At 34.6% G+C, this 21788-nt stretch carries 14 protein-coding genes; 5 read left to right on the forward strand and 9 right to left on the reverse strand.

The window, feature by feature from the left end:
• The first annotated feature begins 59 nt into the window (after positions 1 to 59).
• A complete protein-coding gene (locus CLOLE_RS22260; RefSeq protein ID WP_013659177.1) occupies positions 60 to 659 on the forward strand; it encodes a HEAT repeat domain-containing protein in 600 nt (199 codons plus the stop codon).
• Between the two features lie 215 nt (positions 660 to 874).
• Here CLOLE_RS22260 and CLOLE_RS22265 read toward each other — a convergent pair whose 3' ends face one another.
• Positions 875 to 2191: an IS4 family transposase gene (locus CLOLE_RS22265; protein ID WP_013656278.1), complete on the reverse strand. Its 1317-nt coding sequence runs from the start codon at positions 2189 to 2191 to the stop codon at positions 875 to 877.
• 358 nt (positions 2192 to 2549) lie between these two features.
• Between CLOLE_RS22265 and CLOLE_RS21240 the strand changes: the two genes are divergently transcribed.
• Positions 2550 to 4058, forward strand: a complete 1509-nt coding sequence (locus CLOLE_RS21240; RefSeq protein ID WP_013659178.1) for an IMP dehydrogenase — start codon at positions 2550 to 2552, stop codon at positions 4056 to 4058.
• A gap of 83 nt (positions 4059 to 4141) precedes the next feature.
• Here CLOLE_RS21240 and CLOLE_RS22270 read toward each other — a convergent pair whose 3' ends face one another.
• The 8 genes from CLOLE_RS22270 to gltB all read right to left on the reverse strand — a co-directional run bounded on the left by CLOLE_RS22270 (position 4142) and on the right by gltB (position 18516).
• The gene (locus tag CLOLE_RS22270) at positions 4142 to 5029 is read right to left on the reverse strand and encodes a CAP domain-containing protein (protein WP_013659179.1); all 888 of its coding nucleotides are present in this window, start codon (positions 5027 to 5029) and stop codon (positions 4142 to 4144) included.
• 250 nt (positions 5030 to 5279) lie between these two features.
• Entirely contained in the window at positions 5280 to 7367 is a 2088-nt protein-coding gene (locus CLOLE_RS21250; protein WP_013659180.1) for a glutamine synthetase III family protein, read from the reverse strand.
• 59 nt (positions 7368 to 7426) lie between these two features.
• Complete coding sequence (gene aspS / locus CLOLE_RS21255) at positions 7427 to 8743, reverse strand: aspartate--tRNA(Asn) ligase (RefSeq protein ID WP_013659181.1); 1317 nt, start codon at positions 8741 to 8743, stop codon at positions 7427 to 7429.
• A 22-nt stretch (positions 8744 to 8765) separates the two neighbouring features.
• The gene (gene gatB, locus CLOLE_RS21260) at positions 8766 to 10205 is read right to left on the reverse strand and encodes an Asp-tRNA(Asn)/Glu-tRNA(Gln) amidotransferase subunit GatB (RefSeq protein WP_013659182.1); all 1440 of its coding nucleotides are present in this window, start codon (positions 10203 to 10205) and stop codon (positions 8766 to 8768) included.
• A gap of 9 nt (positions 10206 to 10214) precedes the next feature.
• Positions 10215 to 11675 carry an Asp-tRNA(Asn)/Glu-tRNA(Gln) amidotransferase subunit GatA gene (gene gatA / locus CLOLE_RS21265; RefSeq protein WP_013659183.1) on the reverse strand — a complete coding sequence of 487 codons (1461 nt, stop codon included), beginning with the start codon at positions 11673 to 11675 and terminating at the stop codon, positions 10215 to 10217.
• Positions 11676 to 11693: 18 nt separating this feature from the next.
• The gene (gene gatC / locus CLOLE_RS21270; RefSeq protein WP_013659184.1) at positions 11694 to 11978 is read right to left on the reverse strand and encodes an Asp-tRNA(Asn)/Glu-tRNA(Gln) amidotransferase subunit GatC; all 285 of its coding nucleotides are present in this window, start codon (positions 11976 to 11978) and stop codon (positions 11694 to 11696) included.
• A gap of 488 nt (positions 11979 to 12466) precedes the next feature.
• Complete coding sequence (locus CLOLE_RS21275) at positions 12467 to 13954, reverse strand: glutamate synthase subunit beta (RefSeq protein WP_013659185.1); 1488 nt, start codon at positions 13952 to 13954, stop codon at positions 12467 to 12469.
• Positions 13955 to 13965: 11 nt separating this feature from the next.
• Complete coding sequence (gene gltB / locus CLOLE_RS21280; protein ID WP_013659186.1) at positions 13966 to 18516, reverse strand: glutamate synthase large subunit; 4551 nt, start codon at positions 18514 to 18516, stop codon at positions 13966 to 13968.
• 475 nt (positions 18517 to 18991) lie between these two features.
• Between gltB and glnA the strand changes: the two genes are divergently transcribed.
• From glnA to dapF, 3 genes are read left to right on the forward strand one after another with little or no spacing between them, the layout of a single operon-like run.
• Complete coding sequence (gene glnA / locus CLOLE_RS21285; protein ID WP_013659187.1) at positions 18992 to 20308, forward strand: type I glutamate--ammonia ligase; 1317 nt, start codon at positions 18992 to 18994, stop codon at positions 20306 to 20308.
• Between the two features lie 41 nt (positions 20309 to 20349).
• Positions 20350 to 20919, forward strand: coding sequence for an ANTAR domain-containing response regulator (locus CLOLE_RS21290; protein ID WP_013659188.1), 570 nt, complete (start codon positions 20350 to 20352; stop codon positions 20917 to 20919).
• Positions 20920 to 20942: 23 nt separating this feature from the next.
• Positions 20943 to 21788 carry a diaminopimelate epimerase gene (gene dapF / locus CLOLE_RS21295; RefSeq protein ID WP_041714104.1) on the forward strand — a complete coding sequence of 282 codons (846 nt, stop codon included), beginning with the start codon at positions 20943 to 20945 and terminating at the stop codon, positions 21786 to 21788.

Here is a 21788-nt window from a genome sequence, read left to right on the forward strand (position 1 = left end):
GCCTAATTATTTACAGTTTTTATGCTACACTTTAAAAAAACTCATGGAGAGAGGTACAAATGAAAAAAATAAATATATTTACACCCTGCATTTTTTTGCTGCTTTTTTGCTCTATAATCTGTGTATTACTTGCTTATCCTGGCCTTAATACCATAGAGGCAGCTACTACGCATCAATCTATTAGTTTAGAAAGTTTAGCAATCAAACAAAAAGATTTAGAAGCCACATTAGAAGCGTTAAAACTAGACTTAGCTAAAACCTCTGATAGCCTCAATTCTTATAACCAAAGGCTCTCTATTGTAGAAAGCAACATCACTACTACTCAAACAATGTTGGTTTCTTATTATATGGATAAATTATCAGATCCTACTTATGTCACTACTTATAATACAGACTATACTTGGTATACTGCAGCAGAAGCACTTGGAGAGCTAGGAAAACCTTCTATCCCTGCTCTTATTAAACGTTTAGATACTACTAATCCCTATGAACGGTCACTCGTATTTTATGCTCTTCTTCTAGCCTCTCAAGCTGAAAATGTTAAAGTTTTTGCGGGGAATGATTATATCCATACTCATTTAGACTTTAATACTAATACTCATAACGCTCAAAAAATGATAGCTTTAGAATGGTGGGAAAAGTATAAAAGTTACTTTTAACTCTTCTATAAATATGTCATGCTCACTCCTAATATAGATATTTTAAAAAGGTATGTCTCTCTCATAGGCAATGTCATTAAGTTAACATTGTGATAGAAACGCATCCCTAGGAAAAGAAGTTGAAGATTTATTTCTTCAGCTTCTTTTTCTATTTCCAGGTACCACAAATAGACAGATTTGCATCTGCCTCAAAATTTATATTCTTTTACAAAGATTTATGCTACTCTATAAAGGAAGCCATGAAAAAGCTTGATAGTTAAGTTTCGTTCCCTATGCCTATTAGGCCGTACAGGAATGAGATTTCTTGCGATTATGACTTCTAAATCAGGTGATGTTGCTTTTCCATGATAGAATAACCTACACATATGCACTGCAACTGAGAAATTTGCTTTATATGTATGCTTTCTTTGCTTTTTTTCAATGACTACGTGCCATGTAATCATTTCTGCAAAGTTATACATTATCATATGTGCATAGATTTCTTGTTGGATACACATCACCTTTTTTGAATGAAAATCTAACATTCCAATCGTATATTTCAAATCTCGAAAAGATGTTTCAATCCCCCAACGAGAAGCATACAGTTTTTTTACCTCATCAGGAGGATACTTTTCACTGTTTAGATTTGTAACTATTGTTTCATAGGAAGTTTCTGAAATAGGAAATCTCACTATTCGGAAGTGTAATTCATAGAATTTAGCAGGTTCAGATTTCTTGTTTTTAAGTGGTAAATAATCAAACGGTTGGGCTGAAGAAACACTTCGATAATGATTTTTGTCTTTGAAAAGTTCTTTGACTGCATTCGTTTTCTTTCTTGTAAGTTTTAAAGAAATATCAATATCAAAACAGTCTGTTTTGGGTAAATCCAATCCATTCTTTATACCATTAATTCCATCTTTGACACGAATAAGAAAGAACCATCCTTTTTCTTGAATGTGAGCCATGCTGTTGAAAGATTCATAACCTCTATCAGCTATCACGAGTGCTTTAGGAATTTCAGAACGATCAACCATTTCTTGTAGAGCGTTATGTTCATTCTTTTCTTTAGATTTTTGTATTATCACATCATGATAAATAGAATAATTTATATTATACAACGCATTTATATGCAGAAGATTATATGATTTTCTTCCATCTTTTCCAGAATGAAATGAATTTAAATCATCAGGATTGGTAGGAATCTGTACATCAGACCCATCAACAGCAAGTATGGGCATATCTTCATTAAAGTTATCTATAAGTTTACTTGAAAAGCCGTCAAATATCTTCTTAAACGCTTCAGGCTTTATCTTTTTTCTCTGCTGAACAAACGCAGAAGAAGTTGGTGTATCTGCAGATGCACCAAATAGATCTAATAATTCGTTTGTAAGGCTCCCACTTCCCATTCCAATAATTCCAGCTAAAATTTTATTCATGGGCAATTTCCTTTTGCGTAAAAAATCACTACCTGGATTGGTACAATAATCTTGCGGATTGTCAGCTATCTTTTGGATTTCATCTACTAAAAGCTTTTTAATTTGTTTGGGTTTCATATGTGTCCTCCTTGTAACTAAGTTTCCTTTAATTACAAGGGCCGCTCTCACTACCTCTTTATTCAATCAGTAGTGAGAGCGGCCGCACATTTTCTTTGTCTTGTCAACTACTTTTTCAAAAAAAGATCCCTATACCATTTGATTGGTATAGAGATCTTTTTTCGTCATCTTAACTTAATGACATTGCTCTCATAGGAGGCATACCTTTTTAATTATGTTTTTCACATAAAATCACTCAATATCTTCATCTATTCTATGATAGTGTACAAACTTAATAAAAATATTTATTTTTATATTGTATTTTTCTTTTTAAAATACTATAATATTCACTAAATTCAATAATAAGGAGCAATTTAAAATGGCATATTATTTTGAAGAACCTTCTCGTACCTTTAGTGAATATCTTCTCGTTCCTGGGTATTCCTCTGTAGAATGCATGACTAAAAATGTAAGTTTAAAAACCCCACTCACTAAATTTAAAAAAGGTGAAACCCCAGCTATTTCTCTTAATATTCCTCTTGTATCTGCTATTATGCAATCTGTGTCTGATGATAAGATGGCTGTTGCTTTAGCAAAAGAAGGTGGTATTTCTTTTATCTATGGATCACAATCCATCGAAAATGAAGCCGCTATGGTAAGACGTGTAAAAAGCTATAAAGCAGGCTTTGTAGAAAGTATATCAAATCTTAGACCAGAGCAAACTTTAGCCGATATTTTGGCACTTAAAAAGAAAACTGGTCATTCCACCGTAGCTATTACTGATGATGGCACTGCTAATGGAAAGCTTGTAGGACTCGTTACAAGCCGTGATTATCGTGTAAGCCGTATGGAACCTACCACACTTATTAGCAGCTTTATGAGACCATTTAATGAGCTTATATACGGTCATGAGGGCATTACCCTTTCTGAAGCTAATAATATGCTTTGGGATCATAAACTTAATGTCCTTCCTGTCATCAGTAATGAACAAAAGTTACTTTATTTTGTATTTAGAAAAGACTATGATTCTCACAAAGAAAATCCTAACGAACTCTTAGACGGTTCTAAACGTTATATGGTGGGTGCCGGTATTAATACTCGTGATTATGAAGAACGTATTCCTGCTCTTATAGAAGCTGGAGCTGATGTACTATGTATTGACTCTTCAGAAGGATTTTCTGAATGGCAAGCACGCACCTTGCAATTTGTTCGTCAAAAATATGGCGATACTATCAAAATCGGTGCTGGTAATGTAGTTGATAAAGAAGGCTTTCTATTCTTAGCAAAAGCAGGTGCTGACTTCATTAAAGTAGGTATTGGAGGAGGCTCTATCTGTATTACTCGTGAACAAAAAGGTATTGGTCGTGGTCAAGCTACTGCTGTTATTGAAGTAGCTAAGGCTAGAGATGAATATTTTGAAGAAACTGGTATTTATATACCTATTTGTTCAGATGGTGGAATTGTTCATGATTACCATGTTACCTTAGCTTTAGCAATGGGCTCTGATTTCATTATGTTGGGACGCTATTTCTCTCGTTTTGATGAAAGCCCAACCAATAAAGTTAATATTAATGGTAACTATATGAAAGAATACTGGGGCGAAGGTTCTGCTAGAGCTAGAAACTGGCAGCGTTATGATATGGGCGGAGATAGCAAGCTCTCCTTTGAGGAAGGTGTTGACTCTTATGTTCCATATGCTGGTAGCCTTAAAGATAATGTAGGACTTACTCTTAATAAAGTAAAGTCTACTATGTGTAATTGTGGTGTACTTACTATTCCTGAGCTTCAAAAGAATGCTAAGATTACCCTTGTTTCCAACACAAGTATTATTGAAGGTGGCGCTCATGATGTTCTTCTAAAAGATCAACATCGTTTTCCAGTAAAATAACTACTAGTGACTTTATTAAGATAAAATAAGGAGGCCTAAGCTAATACTTAGACCTCCTTATTTTATACCTTTAATGACATAGCTTATTTACCGATAAACATTTGTGTCCAATAGTTTCCATCTGCTTCATAACCAATACCAATATGAGTATAGCTAGCATTTAGAATATTTGCTCTATGGCCTGAACTATTCATCCAGCCTTTTACAACTTGCTCTGGTGTTTGATATCCTTGTGCAATATTTTCTCCCGCACTTTTATAGCTAATACCATATTTCTTTAACATTTCAAATGGCGTTCCATAAGTTGGACTTGTATGACTGAAATAATTATTTTTCTTCATGTCTTGTGATTTAAGACGTGCTACGTTTCTCACACTTTCATCCATTTCAAGTGGTTTTAATCCCTGTTTTGCTCTTTCTGCATTTACAAGTTCTAGTACTTTATTCTCATAAGCTGTTTGTGTGCTTACATCAGTGTCTGTAGTAGAGTCATTTCCTGTGTTTGTATCATTATTAGTTCCGTTATCATTCCCTGTACTAGTGTCATTATTAATTCCGTTATCAGTTCCTGTATTGTTACCATTGTTTATGTCGCAATCAGTATCTGTATTTGCTCCATTGTTTGTCCCATTATTAGTTCCTGTATTTGTTCCATTGTTTATTTCACAATCAGTCCCTGTATTTGCTCCATTGTTTGTCCCATTATTAGTTCCTGTATTTGTTCCATTGTTTATTTCGCAATCAATTCCTGTATTGGTATCATTGCTTGTTTCGTTATCTGTTCCCACGTTTGTACTATTATTTGGCCTTTGTGGTTTAGTAGCTGTTCCTGGTTTGTGGCTCGCTTGATTATGAGGACGATTACCTCCTGGTCTATGGCTTTTTGCATATAAGGAAGAGCTTGATCCTAAGATAGTTGCTCCAATAAGTGTTAATGTCATTGCTTTTGTAACTAATTTTTTTGATTTCATGTTTTTTCTCCTCTTATCGTTGGTCTCAATTTGGATTCAAAGTTATTACACTTTGTTTAATTCGTGTAACAACTTTGTAATATTTATTATACATGATCTCACCATATTTTCAACCTTTATTAGCTTCCTATTAATTCCATCCTCCTGCATTTATTACATATTTATTACATATTATGATTGTGATTCAACTATAAAAGCACAAAAAAAGACGCCGGGAGTAACGGCGCCTTTTTTTGGAGTATCTATGTGATTATACGTAGAAGAGTAGGTCTACGTATGTTGGAAATGGCCAAGCAACTGAAGCTACCATTGTCTCTAATTCATCAGCTACTACTCTAAGAGTTTGCATTGCTTCAAATACATATTCTCTGTAGTATTTAGCTGATTCAAGAGCATCTTCATAGTTTTTAGCTTCAAGTAATACTTTATCGAGCTCTTCAATTTTGCTCATTAATGATTCTGTAAGATTTGATAATTTAGTAGCATAGCTTACTTCTTTTTCAACACTTACATTTAAGCCAAGCTCTTGTTTAACTTTAAGTGTTTCAAATACTTCTTTGTTGTATTTAAGCACGGCTGGTAAAATTTCTTTTTGTGCCATGTCTAACATTGTTAATGCTTCTATATTAATTGTTTTAGCATAGCCTTCTAATAGGATTTCACAACGTGATTTAACTTCTGTTGCTGTGAAAATACCATGTTTCTCAAAGAGTTTAATACTTTTCTCCATTCCAAATCTAGGAATAGCATCCACAGATGTTTTAAGGTTAAGAAGACCTCTTCTTTCTGCTTCTTCTACCCATTCATCACTGTAGTTGTTACCATTAAAAATAACCCTCTTATGGTCTTTCATAGTTTCTTTTACAATTGCCATAACTTCAGCTTCAAGGTCAGTCGCTGCATCCAATCTATCTGCAAATTCTTCAAGTACTTCTGCTACACTTGTGTTAAGCACAATGTTAGGGCCAGAAATAGATACTGATGAACCTAGGCTACGGAATTCAAATTTATTACCTGTGAAAGCAAATGGAGATGTTCTATTACGATCAGTTGTATCTTTTACAAATCTAGGAAGTGCAGATACTCCCGTCTCCATAAAGCATCTAGCTGTTTCACTAACTGCTTCACCTTTTTCAATGCATTCTAAGATGTTAGTAAGCTCATCACCTAAGAACATAGAAATAATTGCTGGTGGTGCTTCGTTAGCTCCAAGTCTGTGGTCATTTCCTGCACTAGCAACAGATACTCTTAAAAGATCTGCATATTCATCTACTGCTTTAATAACAGCAGCTAAGAATAATAAGAATTGAGTATTATCCTTTGGTGATTTACCTGGCTCAAGCAGGTTTTCTCCTTCACTTGTGGACATTGACCAGTTATTGTGTTTACCTGAACCATTAACACCTGCAAATGGTTTTTCATGAAGTAAGCATACAAGACCATGTCTTTCTGCTACCTTCTTCATCATTTCCATTGTTAATTGGTTATGATCTGTTGCAATATTAGTAGTACCAAAGATAGGTGCTAATTCATGTTGTGCTGGTGCAACTTCATTGTGCTTTGTTTTTGCTAAAATACCTAATTTCCAAAGCTCATTATCCAAATCTTTCATGTACTCAGATACTCTAGTTCTGATATTACCAAAGTAATGATCCTCTAATTCTTGACCTTTTGCTGGTTTAGCACCAAAAAGTGTTCTACCTGTTAAGATAAGATCTTTACGTTTTGCGTACATTTCTTTATCTACTAGAAAATATTCTTGTTCTGGTCCAACAGTTGTTGTTACTCTAGTTACTGATTTACCAAATTTATTAAGAATTCTAATCGCTTGTTTGTTAAGTGCTTCCATTGAACGAAGAAGTGGTGTTTTCTTATCAAGTACTTCTCCACCGTATGACCCAAAAGCTGTTGGAATATATAAGGTGTCATCTTTTACAAATGCATACGATGTTGGGTCCCAAGTTGTATATCCACGAGCTTCAAATGTTGCACGAAGACCACCTGATGGAAATGAAGAAGCATCTGGTTCACCTTTGATAAGTTCTTTTCCTGAAAACTCTAAAATAACCTTTCCATCTGCAGATGGTGAGATAAATGCATCATGTTTTTCTGCTGTAATACCTGTCATAGGTTGGAACCAGTGTGTATAGTGTGTAGCTCCTTTTTCAACTGCCCAGTCTTTCATAGCGGCTGCTACTACATCAGCAATATCTCTACTAAGTTCTTTACCTTCTGCCATTGTTTTCTTCAATGCTTTGAAGGTGTTTTTTGGTAATCTTTCTTGCATAACTGTTTCATTAAATACGTTACATCCAAAAATTTCACTTACATTTGCCATACTAAATTCCTCCTCAAATATCTCTTTATATTTTTTTACTTGATATCACCATTTTTTACTTAAGGTTCTAAGCGATGTACATCTCTAGGGAACATACTTGCTTGCCTTACATTTTGTAGGTCTAAGAGCTTCATAACGAACCTCTCTAGTCCTATACCAAGTCCACCATGTGGTGGCATTCCATATTTATGAATACTCAGATAATGACTCAATTCTTCAGGATCTATACCCATTTCTTTCATCTTATCAACTTGTTGCTGGTAATCATGAATACGTTGCCCACCTGTTGTAATTTCTAGTCCCCTAAAAAGTAAGTCGAAGCTTAGTGCAAATCTGCTATCCTCTTTATCATTCATCGCATAGAATGGTCTTTTAGAAGCTGGAAAATGAGTGATAAATAGGAATTCACTATTCCAATGCTCTTTTGCATATTCACAAAGAAGTACTTCATCTTCTGGCTCTAAATCATATTTATTCTTTCCACCTCTACCTTTAATAAGGTCCAAAGCTTCAACGAAAGTTATAGAAGGAATATCCTTAATAATAGGGAGTTTAACCTCTAATAAGTCTAAGTATTCCTTGCAATGAGATTCTAAATAATTCATTACATACTTAATCATGGCTGTTTCCATCTCCATAACATCGTACATACTATCTATATATCCCATTTCAAAATCTAGGCCTATATATTCGTTAAGGTGTCTAGAAGTGTTATGCTTCTCTGCTCTATAGACTGGTGCTATTTCAAAAACTCTATCAAAAAAAGCAACACAAGTTTGTTTATAAAATTGTGGGCTTTGAGCTAAGAAAGCATCCTGGTTAAAGTAGTCTAACTTAAAGATATTAGCACCACCTTCAGCCCCTGCAGCTACAATCTTTGGCGTATGCACTTGAGTAAAACCTTGGCTTTCCATAAACTCTCTAAACCCAGATACGACGCCTTCTTGCACTTTAAAGATTGCTCTTTCATAAGGATTTCTGAGAGCCACACTACGATTATCTAAGTTTGCCTCTAAACCACAGCCTAATTTTTTATGTCCTACATTTAATGGATAATCTGCTGCTGGCATACTTAAAATCTCAAGGTCTTCAAGTTGAAGTTCAAAGCCTAAATTAGCTCTTTCATCCTCTCTAATATGACCCTTAACTCTTACATAAGCACCAACCTTAAGCTGTTCAATGCTTGCTTTACATCTATCTTTTTCATAAATAGCTTGCACAATATATCTTCCAGTTCTAAGAATAACAAATGCAAACTCACTCATTGTTCTTATTTTATGAACGCAAGCTTCTATAATGACTAATTCATCTGGGTTCTTCTTAATGCCCTCTACATCTAATACTCGTTTAAGCGATACTCCATCTATACTCTGCATAACACTACTCTCCTTTCCAAGGCTACTTGCGCTTCATTAATTCCTCTTCAAGTAAACCTTTAATTGTTTTCGGATTGGCCCTACCTGCAAGTCTCTTTGAACATTGTCCCATAAGGAATCCAAATAACTTTTCTTTTCCTGCTAAATAGCCTTCTACTTCAGCAGTGAACTCCTCTACTACTCCAAGAACTACTTCTTTTATTTCTTCCTGATTATCATTCATAAGGAAGCCTTCTTCCTTAGCGATTTGCTCAGGTGATTTATTTTCTTCTAACATTAATTTCAGAATGGCTTTTGCATTGTTTCTATTAACAATATCTTCCTCTGCCATTTTTACCAGATGAGCAAATGCTTCTGCTGTGAACGGAATATTTTTGCTATCTAATTCTCCTTCATTTACATATTTGAGTAGCTCTACTACTACAAAGTTAGCAACTGCTTTATAATTAGAATAACTTGTTACTGCTTCATTATAAAAATCAGATATAGCTTTGTCTGCTACAAGAATGTTGGCATCTGCCTGATTTAAACCATAACTATTTAGATAAATCTCCATTCTTTCATCAATCAGTACAGGCAATTCTGCTTTAATAGTTTCTATATCTTCATCTGTAATTACAATAGGCATTACATCTGGCTCTTTAAAGTAACGATAATCGTGAGCATCTTCCTTTGAACGCATTGGTACGGTAATACCTCTATTATCATTAAACTTTCTTGTTTCTTGAACAATCTCTTCTCCATTATTTAAAAGCTTAGTCTGACGTTCTATTTCATAATCAATAGCTCTTACAATAGATTTAAGTGAGTTCAAGTTTTTTATTTCTACCTTTGTTCCTAGAGTATTACTTTCTGCTCTTCTAAGAGAAATGTTAACATCAGCTCTTAAAGAACCTTCCTCCATCTTACAAAGGCTAACCCCTGCATATTGAAGAAGTCCTGCTACTTTTTCAATATAAGCTCTTGCTTCTTCTGCAGAGTTCATATCTGGCTCAGATACGATTTCTAAAAGCGGTACGCCGCAACGGTTATAATCTGCTAAACTTGTATTTTCAATATCATCATGAATAAGCTTACCTGCATCTTCTTCAATATGTGCATGATGAATACGAACATATTTTTCTCCTAAATCAGCTTCTATTTTTACCTTACCTGATAAACAAATAGGTAAATCAAATTGTGAAATTTGATAAGCCTTAGGAAGATCTGGATAAAAATAATTTTTTCTATCTATTTTAGTAAAGCTTCCTACACCACAGCCTAAAGCAAGTGCCGCTTTAATACCATATTTAACAACTTGCTGATTAATAACTGGTAGAGTACCTGGAAGTCCAGTACAAACTGGACAACAACGTGTATTTTGCTCGCCTCCAAAATCCACTTCACAACTACAAAATATTTTTGTTTTAGTAAGAAGCTGAGCATGTATTTCAAGTCCTATAACTGGAACATAATTTACCATATTAATCACCTACACTTTCTTTAGCATACTAGGATCTATCCTCGTAAATTCTTTTTCAAATGCATTAGCTACTCCTATCACTTTTGCATCATCGAAAGCTTTACCTACGATAGACATGCCTATTGGCATACCATCTGAATCATAACCACATGTTGTGTTAATAGCTGGAAGTCCTGCAATATTAACTGTTACAGTACAAATATCAGCTAAATACATCTTAACCGGGTCATTTTCAATAGCGCCTATTTTATATGCCGTTGTAGGTGCTGTTGGTGTAATCATGACATCACAGCTTTTAAAGATTTCTTCATATTCTTGCTTTATTTTTTGTCTAATATACAATGCTTTTTTATAATAAGCATCATAATAGCCACTTGATAAAGCATAAGTTCCAAGAAGAATTCTTCTTTTTACCTCATTACCAAAGCCTTCCTTACGTGTACGTGTAATACGTTCTTCATAAGTTTTTGCTTTTGGTGTACAATAACCAAACTTGATACCATCATATCTAGAAAGATTTGAACTTGCTTCAGCTGATGATAAAAGATAATAGGCTGCAATAGCATATTTTAAGCTTGGCATGGAAACCTCTACGATTTCTGCCCCTAAACTTTCATATTTCTTAATTGCTTCTAATACAGATTCTTTTACCTCTTCATCTATACCTTCTCCAAAAAATTCTTTTGGAACAGCAATCTTTAGACCTTTTATATCCATATCTAATTGACTGCTAAAATCTATTTCTTTATGAGATGATGTACCATCATGACCATCGTAACCTGATATAACTTTTAAAAGTGCTGCACATTCTTTTGCACTTTGTGCAATAGGTCCAATTTGATCTAAGGAACTACCAAAAGCAACTAGACCAAAACGAGAAACTGTGCCATAAGTTGGTTTCATACCTGTTACGCCACAAAAAGCAGCTGGTTGTCTAATAGAACCTCCTGTATCTGAACCAAGGGCTACTACTGAAAGTTTTGCAGCTACTGCTGCTGCGCTCCCACCAGAAGAACCACCAGGTACTCTCGTTATATCATACGGATTTTTTGTTTTCTTATAATATGAGGTTTGTGTTGAACCACCCATAGCAAATTCATCCATACTTACTTTACCTAAGATAACTGCATCCTCAGCTAGTAACTTTTTGATGACCGTTGCATTATAAGGTGGTACAAAATTATATAGCATCTTTGAAGCACAGGTTGTTAAGATACCTTCTGTACAAATATTATCCTTAATACTTATTGGAATACCTGTAAGTAGGTTGCTGTTACCTTCCGCAATCCTTTTATCTGCTTTTTCAGCAGCTTTGATTGCTTCTTCTTCACAAACTGTAATATAGCTATCTATCTGATCATCTAATTGTTTTATTCTATCTAAGTAATACTTGGTTAACTCTACTGACGTGATTTCTTTTTGATCAAGCATCTCTCTGAGCTCAAATAGGCTCTTATCACATAGTGACATAACTCTCCTCCTCACTAACTACTCCATAATCTTCGGTACTACGAAAAATCCATCTTTCTTATGAGAAGCATTATTTAGAACGACTTCTCTGTCATAAGAAGATACTATTTCATCTGCTCTTAAATCTTTTAGGCTTACTCCTTCACCATTAAGATTTTCATCACCTTCCATAGTTACCTCATTCATGGTGTCCATTAGTTCTACTATTGCGCTCATCTCAGATACTAATCTCTCTTTTTCTGTCTCATCAATTTCTATCTTAGACAGTTTAGCTAAATAAGTAATTAAGTCTGTGTCTAACAACTCCTATCACCTGCCTCATGATTACTCCAAATTCATTTTTTTACTTTAATTTCTAACTACTCCTAGTCTTTCTTGCTTACTTCATTGTTTTCTTACTTTGGTTTTCAATTGTTCTTTGGATTGTTTGGTTTGTTATTGTTTTTGGATTTTTGAATAATACTTTTGTGTTATTTGTTTTGCTTACTCCTACTCCTGTCTTCTACTCTCAATACAAGTTACTCCTCAAGAACAGAAACAAAAATAAAGGCGCTAACTAAACACAAATAAATTGTGTTTAAAGTTAGCGCCTTTGCTAAGTTCATGTTCTATTGAAACCATATTATAACGTTTTTTTCAAAATATCAAGACCTAATTTTCATTTTTTCACTAATTTACAAAAAATTCATTGCACAAGTTAAAATATTATCTATTTTTACTTTAGTGGACGTTAATCATTTACTTTATTCTTAAGCATAAATAAAGGAGGTTACTTTAACCTCCTTTATTTATTATCTTAAATTAGTATATCCCATTAAGTACTCATCTACTTCTTTAGCTGCTTCTCGTCCTTCTCTAATAGCCCATACAACTAAAGACTGTCCTCTATGCATATCTCCTGCTGTAAATACTTTTTCTATGTTAGTCTTATACTCTCCAAGCTCAGTAGTTACATTTGTTCTGGCATCTACATCCACCCCAAAGCTATCTGTTACATAGTTTTCAGAACCTAAGAAACCTGCTGCAATTAAAACAAGGTCTGCATCTAATAATTGCTCAGAACCTTCCACTTCTCGCATTTCCCTTCTGCCTGTTTCTTCATTAGTAACAAACTTCACTTTAACTACTTTAACACCTACTAAATCACCATTTTCATCCTTGCAAAACTCTTTAACTGTTGTTTCATAAATTCTAGGATCAGAGCCAAAGGTTTCTATAGCTTCTTCTTGGCCATAATCAGTTTTGCAAACTCTTGCCCATTGCGGCCAAGGATTATTATCTGCTCTTTGATCTGGTAGTTTAGGCATCATCTCTATCTGAACAACAGATTTACAGCCATGTCTAATAGAAGTCCCTACACAGTCATTACCAGTATCTCCACCACCAATAACAACTACATTTTTACCTTTTGCACTCATATAAGTTCCATCTTCTAAATTAGAGTTTAATAAACTCATAGTTGTTGATTTTAAGAAATCTACTGCAAAATAAATTCCTTTTGCATCTCTACCTGGTGCATTAATATCTCTAGGATTAGAAGCACCACAAGCTAAAATAACTGCATCATATTCTTTTAAAAGCTTATTTGCTTTATACTTCCTTCCTATGTCTGCATTGGTAATGAACTTAATACCTTCTTGTACCATTAAATCTACGCGTCTTTCTATGATATGCTTTTCTATTTTCATGTTAGGAATACCATACATTAATAATCCGCCCACCCTGTCGCTTCTCTCATATACAGTGACAGTATGACCTCTTTTATTAAGCTGTGCTGCTGCTGCAAGTCCTGCTGGACCTGATCCTACAATAGCAACATTTTTTCCTGTTCTGACAGAAGGCTTTTTAGGCTTAATAAGTCCCTTAGCAAATGCATTTTCAATAATAGCTTCTTCATTTTCTTTAATGGCAACTGCATCTCCGTTAAGCGAACATGTACATGCATTCTCACAAGGTGCTGGACAAACTCTACCTGTAAACTCTGGGAAATTATTAGTAAGTAGTAACCTTCTAGCTGCTTCTTCCCATTGTCCATTGAAAATTAGGTCATTCCATTCAGGAATCAGGTTGTTAAGAGGACAACCTGATGTTGCTCCCTTAAGCATTATTCCTGATTGGCAAAAAGGCACGCCACAATCCATACATCTTGCTCCTTGTACCTCCTGCTTTTCTTTAGCAAGTGGTATGTGAAATTCCTTGAAATTTTTCACTCTCTGAGCAGGGGCAATGCTCCTGCTTGTTGTTCTATCATACTCCATAAATCCTGTTGGCTTTCCCATATGCGGCCTCCTTATTTCCTGGTATTAGCATAAAATGCTTCAATTTGTGCTTGTTCACTACTCATACCTTTTTCTTCCATAAGCAAAATCGTCTGTCTCATACGTGCATAATCATGAGGAAGAATCTTCTTAAATTTAGATAGATACTCATCAAAATGATCAAGTACCTCTTTACCTTTAACAGAATGAGTATGAGCCACATGCTCTTCAATTAGTTGTTTAAGTTCAAGGACATCATATTTTTCAGTAACTTCATCTAGCGAAACTAAGGACTTATTTAATTTCTTATACAAGTCTCGGTCTTCATCTAGAACATAAGCTACCCCGCCGCTCATACCTGCTGCAAAGTTTTTGCCTGTTTTACCTAAGACAACAACTCTACCACCTGTCATGTATTCACAGCCATGGTCACCTACACCTTCAACAACCGCAAGTGCCCCTGAATTTCTAACACAGAAACGTTCACCTGCTACACCATTAATAAAGGCTTTACCGCTTGTTGCACCATATAAAGCAACATTTCCGATAATAATATTTTCATCTTGTTTAAACTTAGAACCTTTTGGCGGATAAACAACTAACTTGCCACCAGATAGACCTTTACCAAAGTAGTCATTACTATCTCCTACTAATTCTAAAGTTAAACCTCTGGGAATGAAGGCCCCAAAGCTTTGCCCACCACTACCATTACATTTAATAACATACGTATCATCCTCTAAAGTATTACCATAGAGTTTCGTAATTTCTGAACCAAATATAGTGCCTACTGTTCTATCCACATTTTTTACATCAATTTCTATAGATTTAGGCTGTTTATGTTTAAGTGCATTTTGTAACTTGCTTAAAATAACTCTTTCATCAATTGTATTTTGAAGTTCAAAATCATAAACATCCTTTGGATTAAATATTCTTGGTAGATCTTGATTAACATATGGATTATTTAAGATATTACTCATATCAATCTTACTTGCTTTATCATTTTCATCGAATGCTTTGACTGTTAGTAAATCTGAACGTCCTACTAATTCATTAACTGTACGAACACCTAACTTAGCCATATATTCTCTAAGCTCTTGTGCTACAAAGTGCATGAAATTAACAACGTATTCTGGTTTACCTTTAAAGCGTTTTCTTAACTCTGGATTTTGAGTTGCAATACCTACAGGACAAGTGTCTAAGTTACATACTCTCATCATAACGCAGCCCATTGTAATAAGTGGTGCTGTTGCAAAACCAAATTCTTCTGCTCCCAAAAGTGCTGCTACAGCTACATCACGGCCTGTTAACAGTTTTCCATCGGTTTCAATAACTACCTTTGAACGAAGTCCATTCATAATCAGTGTTTGATGTGTTTCTGCAAGACCTAACTCCCATGGCAGACCAGCATTATAAATAGAGTTTCTTGGTGCTGCTCCTGTTCCACCATCAAAACTTGAAATAAGGATAACACCAGCTCCAGCTTTAGCTACACCTGCTGCAACAGTTCCTACTCCTGCTTCTGAAACAAGTTTTACAGAAATACGAGCATCTTTATTGGCATTCTTAAGATCATAAATAAGTTGTGCTAAGTCTTCGATTGAATAAATATCATGATGTGGAGGTGGTGAAATAAGACCTACACCTGGGGTTGAATGCCTTGTTTTAGCAACCCATGGATATACTTTTGCACCTGGTAATTGACCACCTTCACCTGGTTTTGCACCTTGTGCCATTTTAATCTGGATTTCTTTAGCACTTACAAGGTATTCTGAAGTTACACCAAAACGCCCTGATGCTACTTGTTTAATTGCTGAACATCTTATCTTATCCTTTAAACGTTCTGGATCTTCTCCACCTTCACCACTATTAGACTTACCACCTATTCTATTCATTGCAATAGCCATTGTTTCATGTGCTTCTTGAGAAATAGAACCATAAGACATAGCCCCAGTTTTAAAGCGTTTTACAATACTTTCTACGCTTTCAACTTCCTCAATAGGAATACCACCATCTTCAGCAAAGTTGAAGTCTAATATACTTCTAAGATTCATTGTACGATTTTCTTTATTAATAGCTGTGCTAAATTCTTTGAAAGTATTATAATCACCTGTTCTTGTTGCTTCTTGAAGTAAGTGAATGGTCTCTGGATTATATAAATGCTCCTCTTTTCCACTTCTTAACTTATGGCTACCAATACTATCTACATCACTAGCTACATCTAATCCTAATGGATCAAAAGCACTTGAGTGAAGCTGTTGTACGCGTTTATTGATGTCCTTAAGGGTAATACCACCCACTCTACTTACTGTATTAGTAAAATATTTATCGATAACTTCTTTACTAATACCCATAGCTTCAAATATCTTTGAGCCTTGGTATGATTGAATTGTAGAAATACCCATCTTAGAAGCTATTTTTACGATACCCTTAAGAATAGATTTGTTATAGTCGTATTCTGCAGCATAATAATCCTTATCAAGCACATTTGTATCTATTAAATCTCTAATTGTATCCTGTGCTAAATAAGGATTAATAGCACAAGCACCATAGCCTAAAAGTGTAGCAAAATGATGTACTTCTCTAGGCTCTGCACTTTCAAGAATCATCGCTACAGAAGTTCTCTTCTTCGTTGATACTAAATGCTGCTGCATAGCAGAAACAGCTAATAAAGCTGGCATAGCCACATGGTATTCATCTACTCCTCTATCTGAGAGAATTAAGATGTTTGCACCATCTCGATAGGCCTTATCTGCTTCGATAAATAAATGCTCAATTGCCTTATCTAATGAAGTATTTTTGTAATAAGTAATAGGAAGTATCTCTACTTTAAAACCTGGTACCTTCATAGATTTAATTTTAAGCATATCTGTACTTGTTAAAATTGGATTGTTTACCTTGAGTACATGGCAGTTTTTTGCCTTTTCTTCTAGGATATTACCATCTGCTCCTACATAAACACATGTAGAAGTTACAATTTCCTCACGTATTGCATCAAAAGGAGGATTGGTTACTTGTGCAAAAAGCTGTTTAAAGTAATTAAATAGTGGTGGATTAGTCTTAGAAAGTGGAGGTAATGCACTATCAGCACCCATAGCTGCTACTGGTTCTTCTCCTGTTTTAGCCATTGGTAATATCGTTGTTCTAATGTCTTCGTAGGAATATCCAAATGCTTTTTGTAATCTTTTAAGCTCTTTTTCTGAGTATTTCTCTACGTTTTTATTTGGAATATGTAGAGAACTTAATTCTACTAAATTACTATCTAACCATTCTCCATAAGGCTGGCGACTTGCATACTCTGTCTTTAGGTCTTCATCATCAATAAGTTGACCTTTCCTAGTATCCACTAAAAGCATTTTACCTGGTCTTAATCTCTCTTTTCTGATGATTTTTTCTGCTGGGATATCCACTGCTCCAACTTCAGAAGCAAGGATTAAATGATCATCATCTGTAATATAATAACGTGAAGGTCTAAGGCCATTTCTATCTAAGATAGCACCCATGAGATCACCATCTGAGAATAAAATAGAAGCTGGCCCATCCCAAGGTTCCATCATCGTTGCATAATATTGGTAAAAATCTTTTTTCTCCTGTGACATTGCCCTATTATTATTCCATGGTTCAGGAATCATAATCATAACCGCAAGTGGTAACTCCATACCTGACATCACCATAAATTCTAGTGCATTATCAAGTCTTGCAGAGTCAGAACCATTAGTATCTATAATAGGAAGAATCTTATGCATATGTTCCTTAAGTGGTTTGCAACTTACAGACTCTTCTCTAGCTAGCATCTTATCTGCATTACCTGTAATGGTATTGATTTCTCCATTGTGTACAATAAAACGATTAGGATGTGCTTTTTGCCAGCTTGGATTTGTGTTGGTACTAAAACGAGAATGTACCGTAGCAATAGCTGAAGTATATGCTTCACTTTGAAGGTCATCAAAGAATTGACGAAGTTCTTTTACTAAGAACATTCCTTTGTACACGATTGTACGACTTGACAAGGATACCACATAAGTGCCTTCACAGCTTTGTTCAAATACTCTCCTTGCAATATAAAGTTTACGATCAAATTCAATTCCCTTTTTACATCCATGAGGACGCTTTACAAAACCTTGCATAATACAAGGCATATTATCAAAAGCTTTTTGTCCAAGAACTTCTGGATTAGTAGGTACTGTTCTCCAGCCCAAGAATTCCATTCCTTCTTTTTGAACAATGACCTCAAATAATTTCTTTTCTTGATTCCTTTTTAATTCGTTTTGTGGGAAGAAAAACATACCAATACCATAATCTCTTTCATTCCCAATAGTTATCCCTACTGATTTTGCCTCTTGTTTAAAGAAATCATGACTTATTTGAAGTAAGATACCTACTCCATCTCCAGTTTTTCCTTCACCATCTTTTCCCGCTCTGTGTTCTAGATTTTCAACAATTCTAAGTGCATTCTCAACAACCTCTCTTGACTTAATGCCCTTAATGTTTACGACTGCTCCGATACCACAATTATCATGTTCAAATCTTGGGTCGTAGAGGCCCTGCTGCTGATACGGATTTTGATTTTTAAAGTTATCCTTCATAGTTAATCCCCCTATAAATTAGTGTATATAGCGAAAAAAATCAAAACCGATTTATACAACTTCTCCTTTATGCTAAAAATTGCATAAAGAATAGAACTTGTAAAAATACAAATTTTGATTTCATAACTTGTAAATGAAACATAACACAAAAATCAGTTTCATAATCTTATTCAATTATATCCAAAATAACATCCAAAACAATTGGAGTTAAATATACTATATAATCTGAAAATTGTCAAGTTATTTTGCTATTATTTTTTTAAAAATATTTTTTATATCCTCATTCTAATAAATATGCATTCTATAATTTATTATTTCCTCTTACTTTTTATTTACCTAGTAAGAAAAGTGTAAAGAAATAATGCTTCTAAAATTTTTAACTGAAAATATAATTTACTTTACACGTCCTACTAAATCACTTAAAATGTTGTTAACTATTTAGGTAAGTCGATAAAGATATAAGGAGGAATGATTTATGTCTTATAATAAGCTTGGCGCTTTAAGATTTATTGAAGAAAATGATGTTAAATTTATTAGACTTCAGTTTTGTGATTTACTTGGAGAACTTAAAAATATCTCTATTACTTCGAACCAACTTAGCAAAGCCTTCGATGAAGGTGTAGCCTTTGATGCTTCATCAATTACTGGTTTTACTCCTATTGAAGATTCAGAGTTATTTTTATTCCCTGATCCTACTACCCTTTGTATTCTTCCTTGGCGTCCTCAACATGGTAAGGTAGCTAGATTTTTCTGCGATATAAAGACTTCTGAGGGAAAAACCTTCGAGGGAGATAGTCGCTATATACTAAAACGTATTATTGAAAAGGCAAAAGAAAAAGGCTTTGTTTTTAAAGTAGGCGCTGAATGCGAGTTCTTTTTATTTAAAACAGATGCAGAAGGAAATCCCACACTAGAAACTACTGACAAAGCTACTTATTTTGATATTGCCCCTCTAGATCAGGGTGAAAATACGAGGCGTGAAATCTGCTTAACACTTGAACAAATGGGATTTGAAATTGAGTCTTCTCATCATGAATCCGCTCTTGGTCAACATGAAATAGATTTTAAATACGATAGTGTGTTAGAATCTGCTGATAATATATTATCCTTTAAGACTGTTGTTAAAACCATTGCTGGTCGTAACGGTCTTCATGCTACTTTCATGCCAAAACCTCTCATGAATACCAGTGGTTCAGGTATGCATATTAATATGTCACTCTTTAAAAATGGCGAAAATATTTTTACAAGTAAACAAAATGGTTCTCTTCCTATTATTGCCGAACAATTTATAGCTGGTATTTTAACACATATTAAAGAAATGACTGCCATTAGTAACCCTATTGTCAACTCCTACAAACGTATTGCTTCTGGCTTTGAAGCTCCTAGACATATTGCTTGGTCTTATAAAAATCGTTCTTGCTTAATTCGTGTGCCTGCTACCATGCATGGTCACAATCGTATCGAACTCCGTAGCCCTGATTCTATGTGTAATCCATACCTTACTCTAGCGCTTATGTTAGCTGCTGGCTTAGAGGGTATTGATAAACAATTGGTACTTCCTCCTGCTCTTACAGAAAACGCTTATGAAATGTCTCCATCAGAACTTTTATGTAAAGAAATTAATTTATTACCAGCTAATTTAAATGATGCTCTATTATGCATGAAACAAAGTGAATTTGTTAAAAACATACTGGGTGAACATCTCTTTGATAGTTACTTAGCAGAAAAGACTAAAGAATGGAATGACTACAATCAGACCGTACATCAGTGGGAAATTCAAAACTATCTTTAGGAAAAGAGGCATTGTGAAACTATTGTAAAGGAGCTGGAACCGTGGAAAAGGTCTTAATTATTTCGACCCAAAAAGAGTCTTCAGATACCTTATTCGATATTATCAAACCTCTTGATTTTTCTAGTTATGACTACGCTGCTTCCGGTGGTGAAGCAAGAAGAAAGTTTGATTATATGGATTTTGACCTCACTATTATTAATACTCCTTTAAGCGATGAATTTGGTACAGATCTTGCTTTAGATATAGCTGAAAAATCTTTATCTGCCATTCTTTTACTAGTTAAATCAGACATCAAGGAGCAAGTACAAGATAAAGTTTCTGTTACAGGTGCATTTGTAGTAGGAAAGCCTATTAATCGCCAAGTCTTATTGCAAACAATACCGTTTGTATTAAATTCAAAACAAATCATTGCTACTTTACGTGAACAAAACCAAGCACTTAAACGTAAGGTGGATGATGTAAAAGTCATTGAACGTGCCAAGTTTTGTCTTATCAAATACCTAGGTCTAGATGAAAAACAAGCTCACAGGTATATACAAAAACAAGCTATGGACATGCGTATTGCACCGCGTGCAGTGGCAGATAATATTCTTAAAACGTATGAAATATAATGTAGGGATGTGAAGACATGAAAATTAATTTTACTAAAATGCATGGCATAGGCAATGACTATGTTTATGTAGATGGTTTCAAACAAACACTAAAAGATCCCAATGCATTTTCTGAATTTATTAGTGACCGCCATTTTGGCATAGGTTCAGATGGATTAGTAATCATTCTACCTTCTGAAATAGCTGATTTTAGAATGCGTATGTTTAATGCAGATGGCTCAGAAGGTAAAATGTGTGGCAATGCTACTAGATGTATTGGCAAATTTGTATATGAAACAGGTTATACTGATAAAAAAAATATTTCTCTCGAAACTTTAAGTGGTATTAAATATCTTACACTTACAGTCGAAGATGGAAAGGTGGTTTATGTAGAGGTTGATATGGGAAAAGCTATTCTGAGTCCACAAGATATTCCTGTTATCTCAGATCAAGAAACCTTTATTAATACACCTATCTCTATTGATAATGAAATTTATTATGGTACTTGTGTTTCAATGGGGAACCCTCATGTAGTAGTTTACTGCGAAGATGTAGACCTATTATCTTTAGAAAGTATTGGACCCAAATTTGAATTTAATCCACTCTTTCCTGAAAGAATAAACACAGAGTTTGTGCAAATAATAGATGATAGCACTGTTAAAATGCGTGTTTGGGAAAGAGGTTCTGGAGAAACTTGGGCTTGTGGAACAGGCGCATGTGCTGTTGCTGTAAGCTGTGTTTTAAATGGCTACTGCAAAATCAATGAAGAAATTACTGTTAAGTTACGTGGAGGTGACTTAAAAATCACCTATAAAGAAGATGGTACTGTCTTAATGAAAGGACCTGCTACTAAGGTCTTTGATGGTACTATAGAATACGAGGAGGCTTAA

Origin of the sequence: Cellulosilyticum lentocellum DSM 5427, from assembly GCF_000178835.2 — a bacterium.
In the GTDB taxonomy this organism is placed as follows: domain Bacteria; phylum Bacillota; class Clostridia; order Lachnospirales; family Cellulosilyticaceae; genus Cellulosilyticum; species Cellulosilyticum lentocellum.

Coding starts and splice junctions, on each gene's coding strand:
- gatB (WP_013659182.1), bottom strand. CDS start 10,205: ATGGTAAATTATGTTCCAGTTATAGGACTTGAAATACATGCTCAGCTT.
- aspS (WP_013659181.1), bottom strand. CDS start 8,743: ATGCAGAGTATAGATGGAGTATCGCTTAAACGAGTATTAGATGTAGAG.
- CLOLE_RS22260 (WP_013659177.1), top strand. CDS start 60: ATGAAAAAAATAAATATATTTACACCCTGCATTTTTTTGCTGCTTTTT.
- CLOLE_RS22265 (WP_013656278.1), bottom strand. CDS start 2,191: ATGAAACCCAAACAAATTAAAAAGCTTTTAGTAGATGAAATCCAAAAG.
- CLOLE_RS22270 (WP_013659179.1), bottom strand. CDS start 5,029: ATGAAATCAAAAAAATTAGTTACAAAAGCAATGACATTAACACTTATT.
- gltB (WP_013659186.1), bottom strand. CDS start 18,516: ATGAAGGATAACTTTAAAAATCAAAATCCGTATCAGCAGCAGGGCCTC.
- gatA (WP_013659183.1), bottom strand. CDS start 11,675: ATGTCACTATGTGATAAGAGCCTATTTGAGCTCAGAGAGATGCTTGAT.
- CLOLE_RS21275 (WP_013659185.1), bottom strand. CDS start 13,954: ATGGGAAAGCCAACAGGATTTATGGAGTATGATAGAACAACAAGCAGG.
- CLOLE_RS21250 (WP_013659180.1), bottom strand. CDS start 7,367: ATGGCAAATGTAAGTGAAATTTTTGGATGTAACGTATTTAATGAAACA.
- CLOLE_RS21240 (WP_013659178.1), top strand. CDS start 2,550: ATGGCATATTATTTTGAAGAACCTTCTCGTACCTTTAGTGAATATCTT.
- glnA (WP_013659187.1), top strand. CDS start 18,992: ATGTCTTATAATAAGCTTGGCGCTTTAAGATTTATTGAAGAAAATGAT.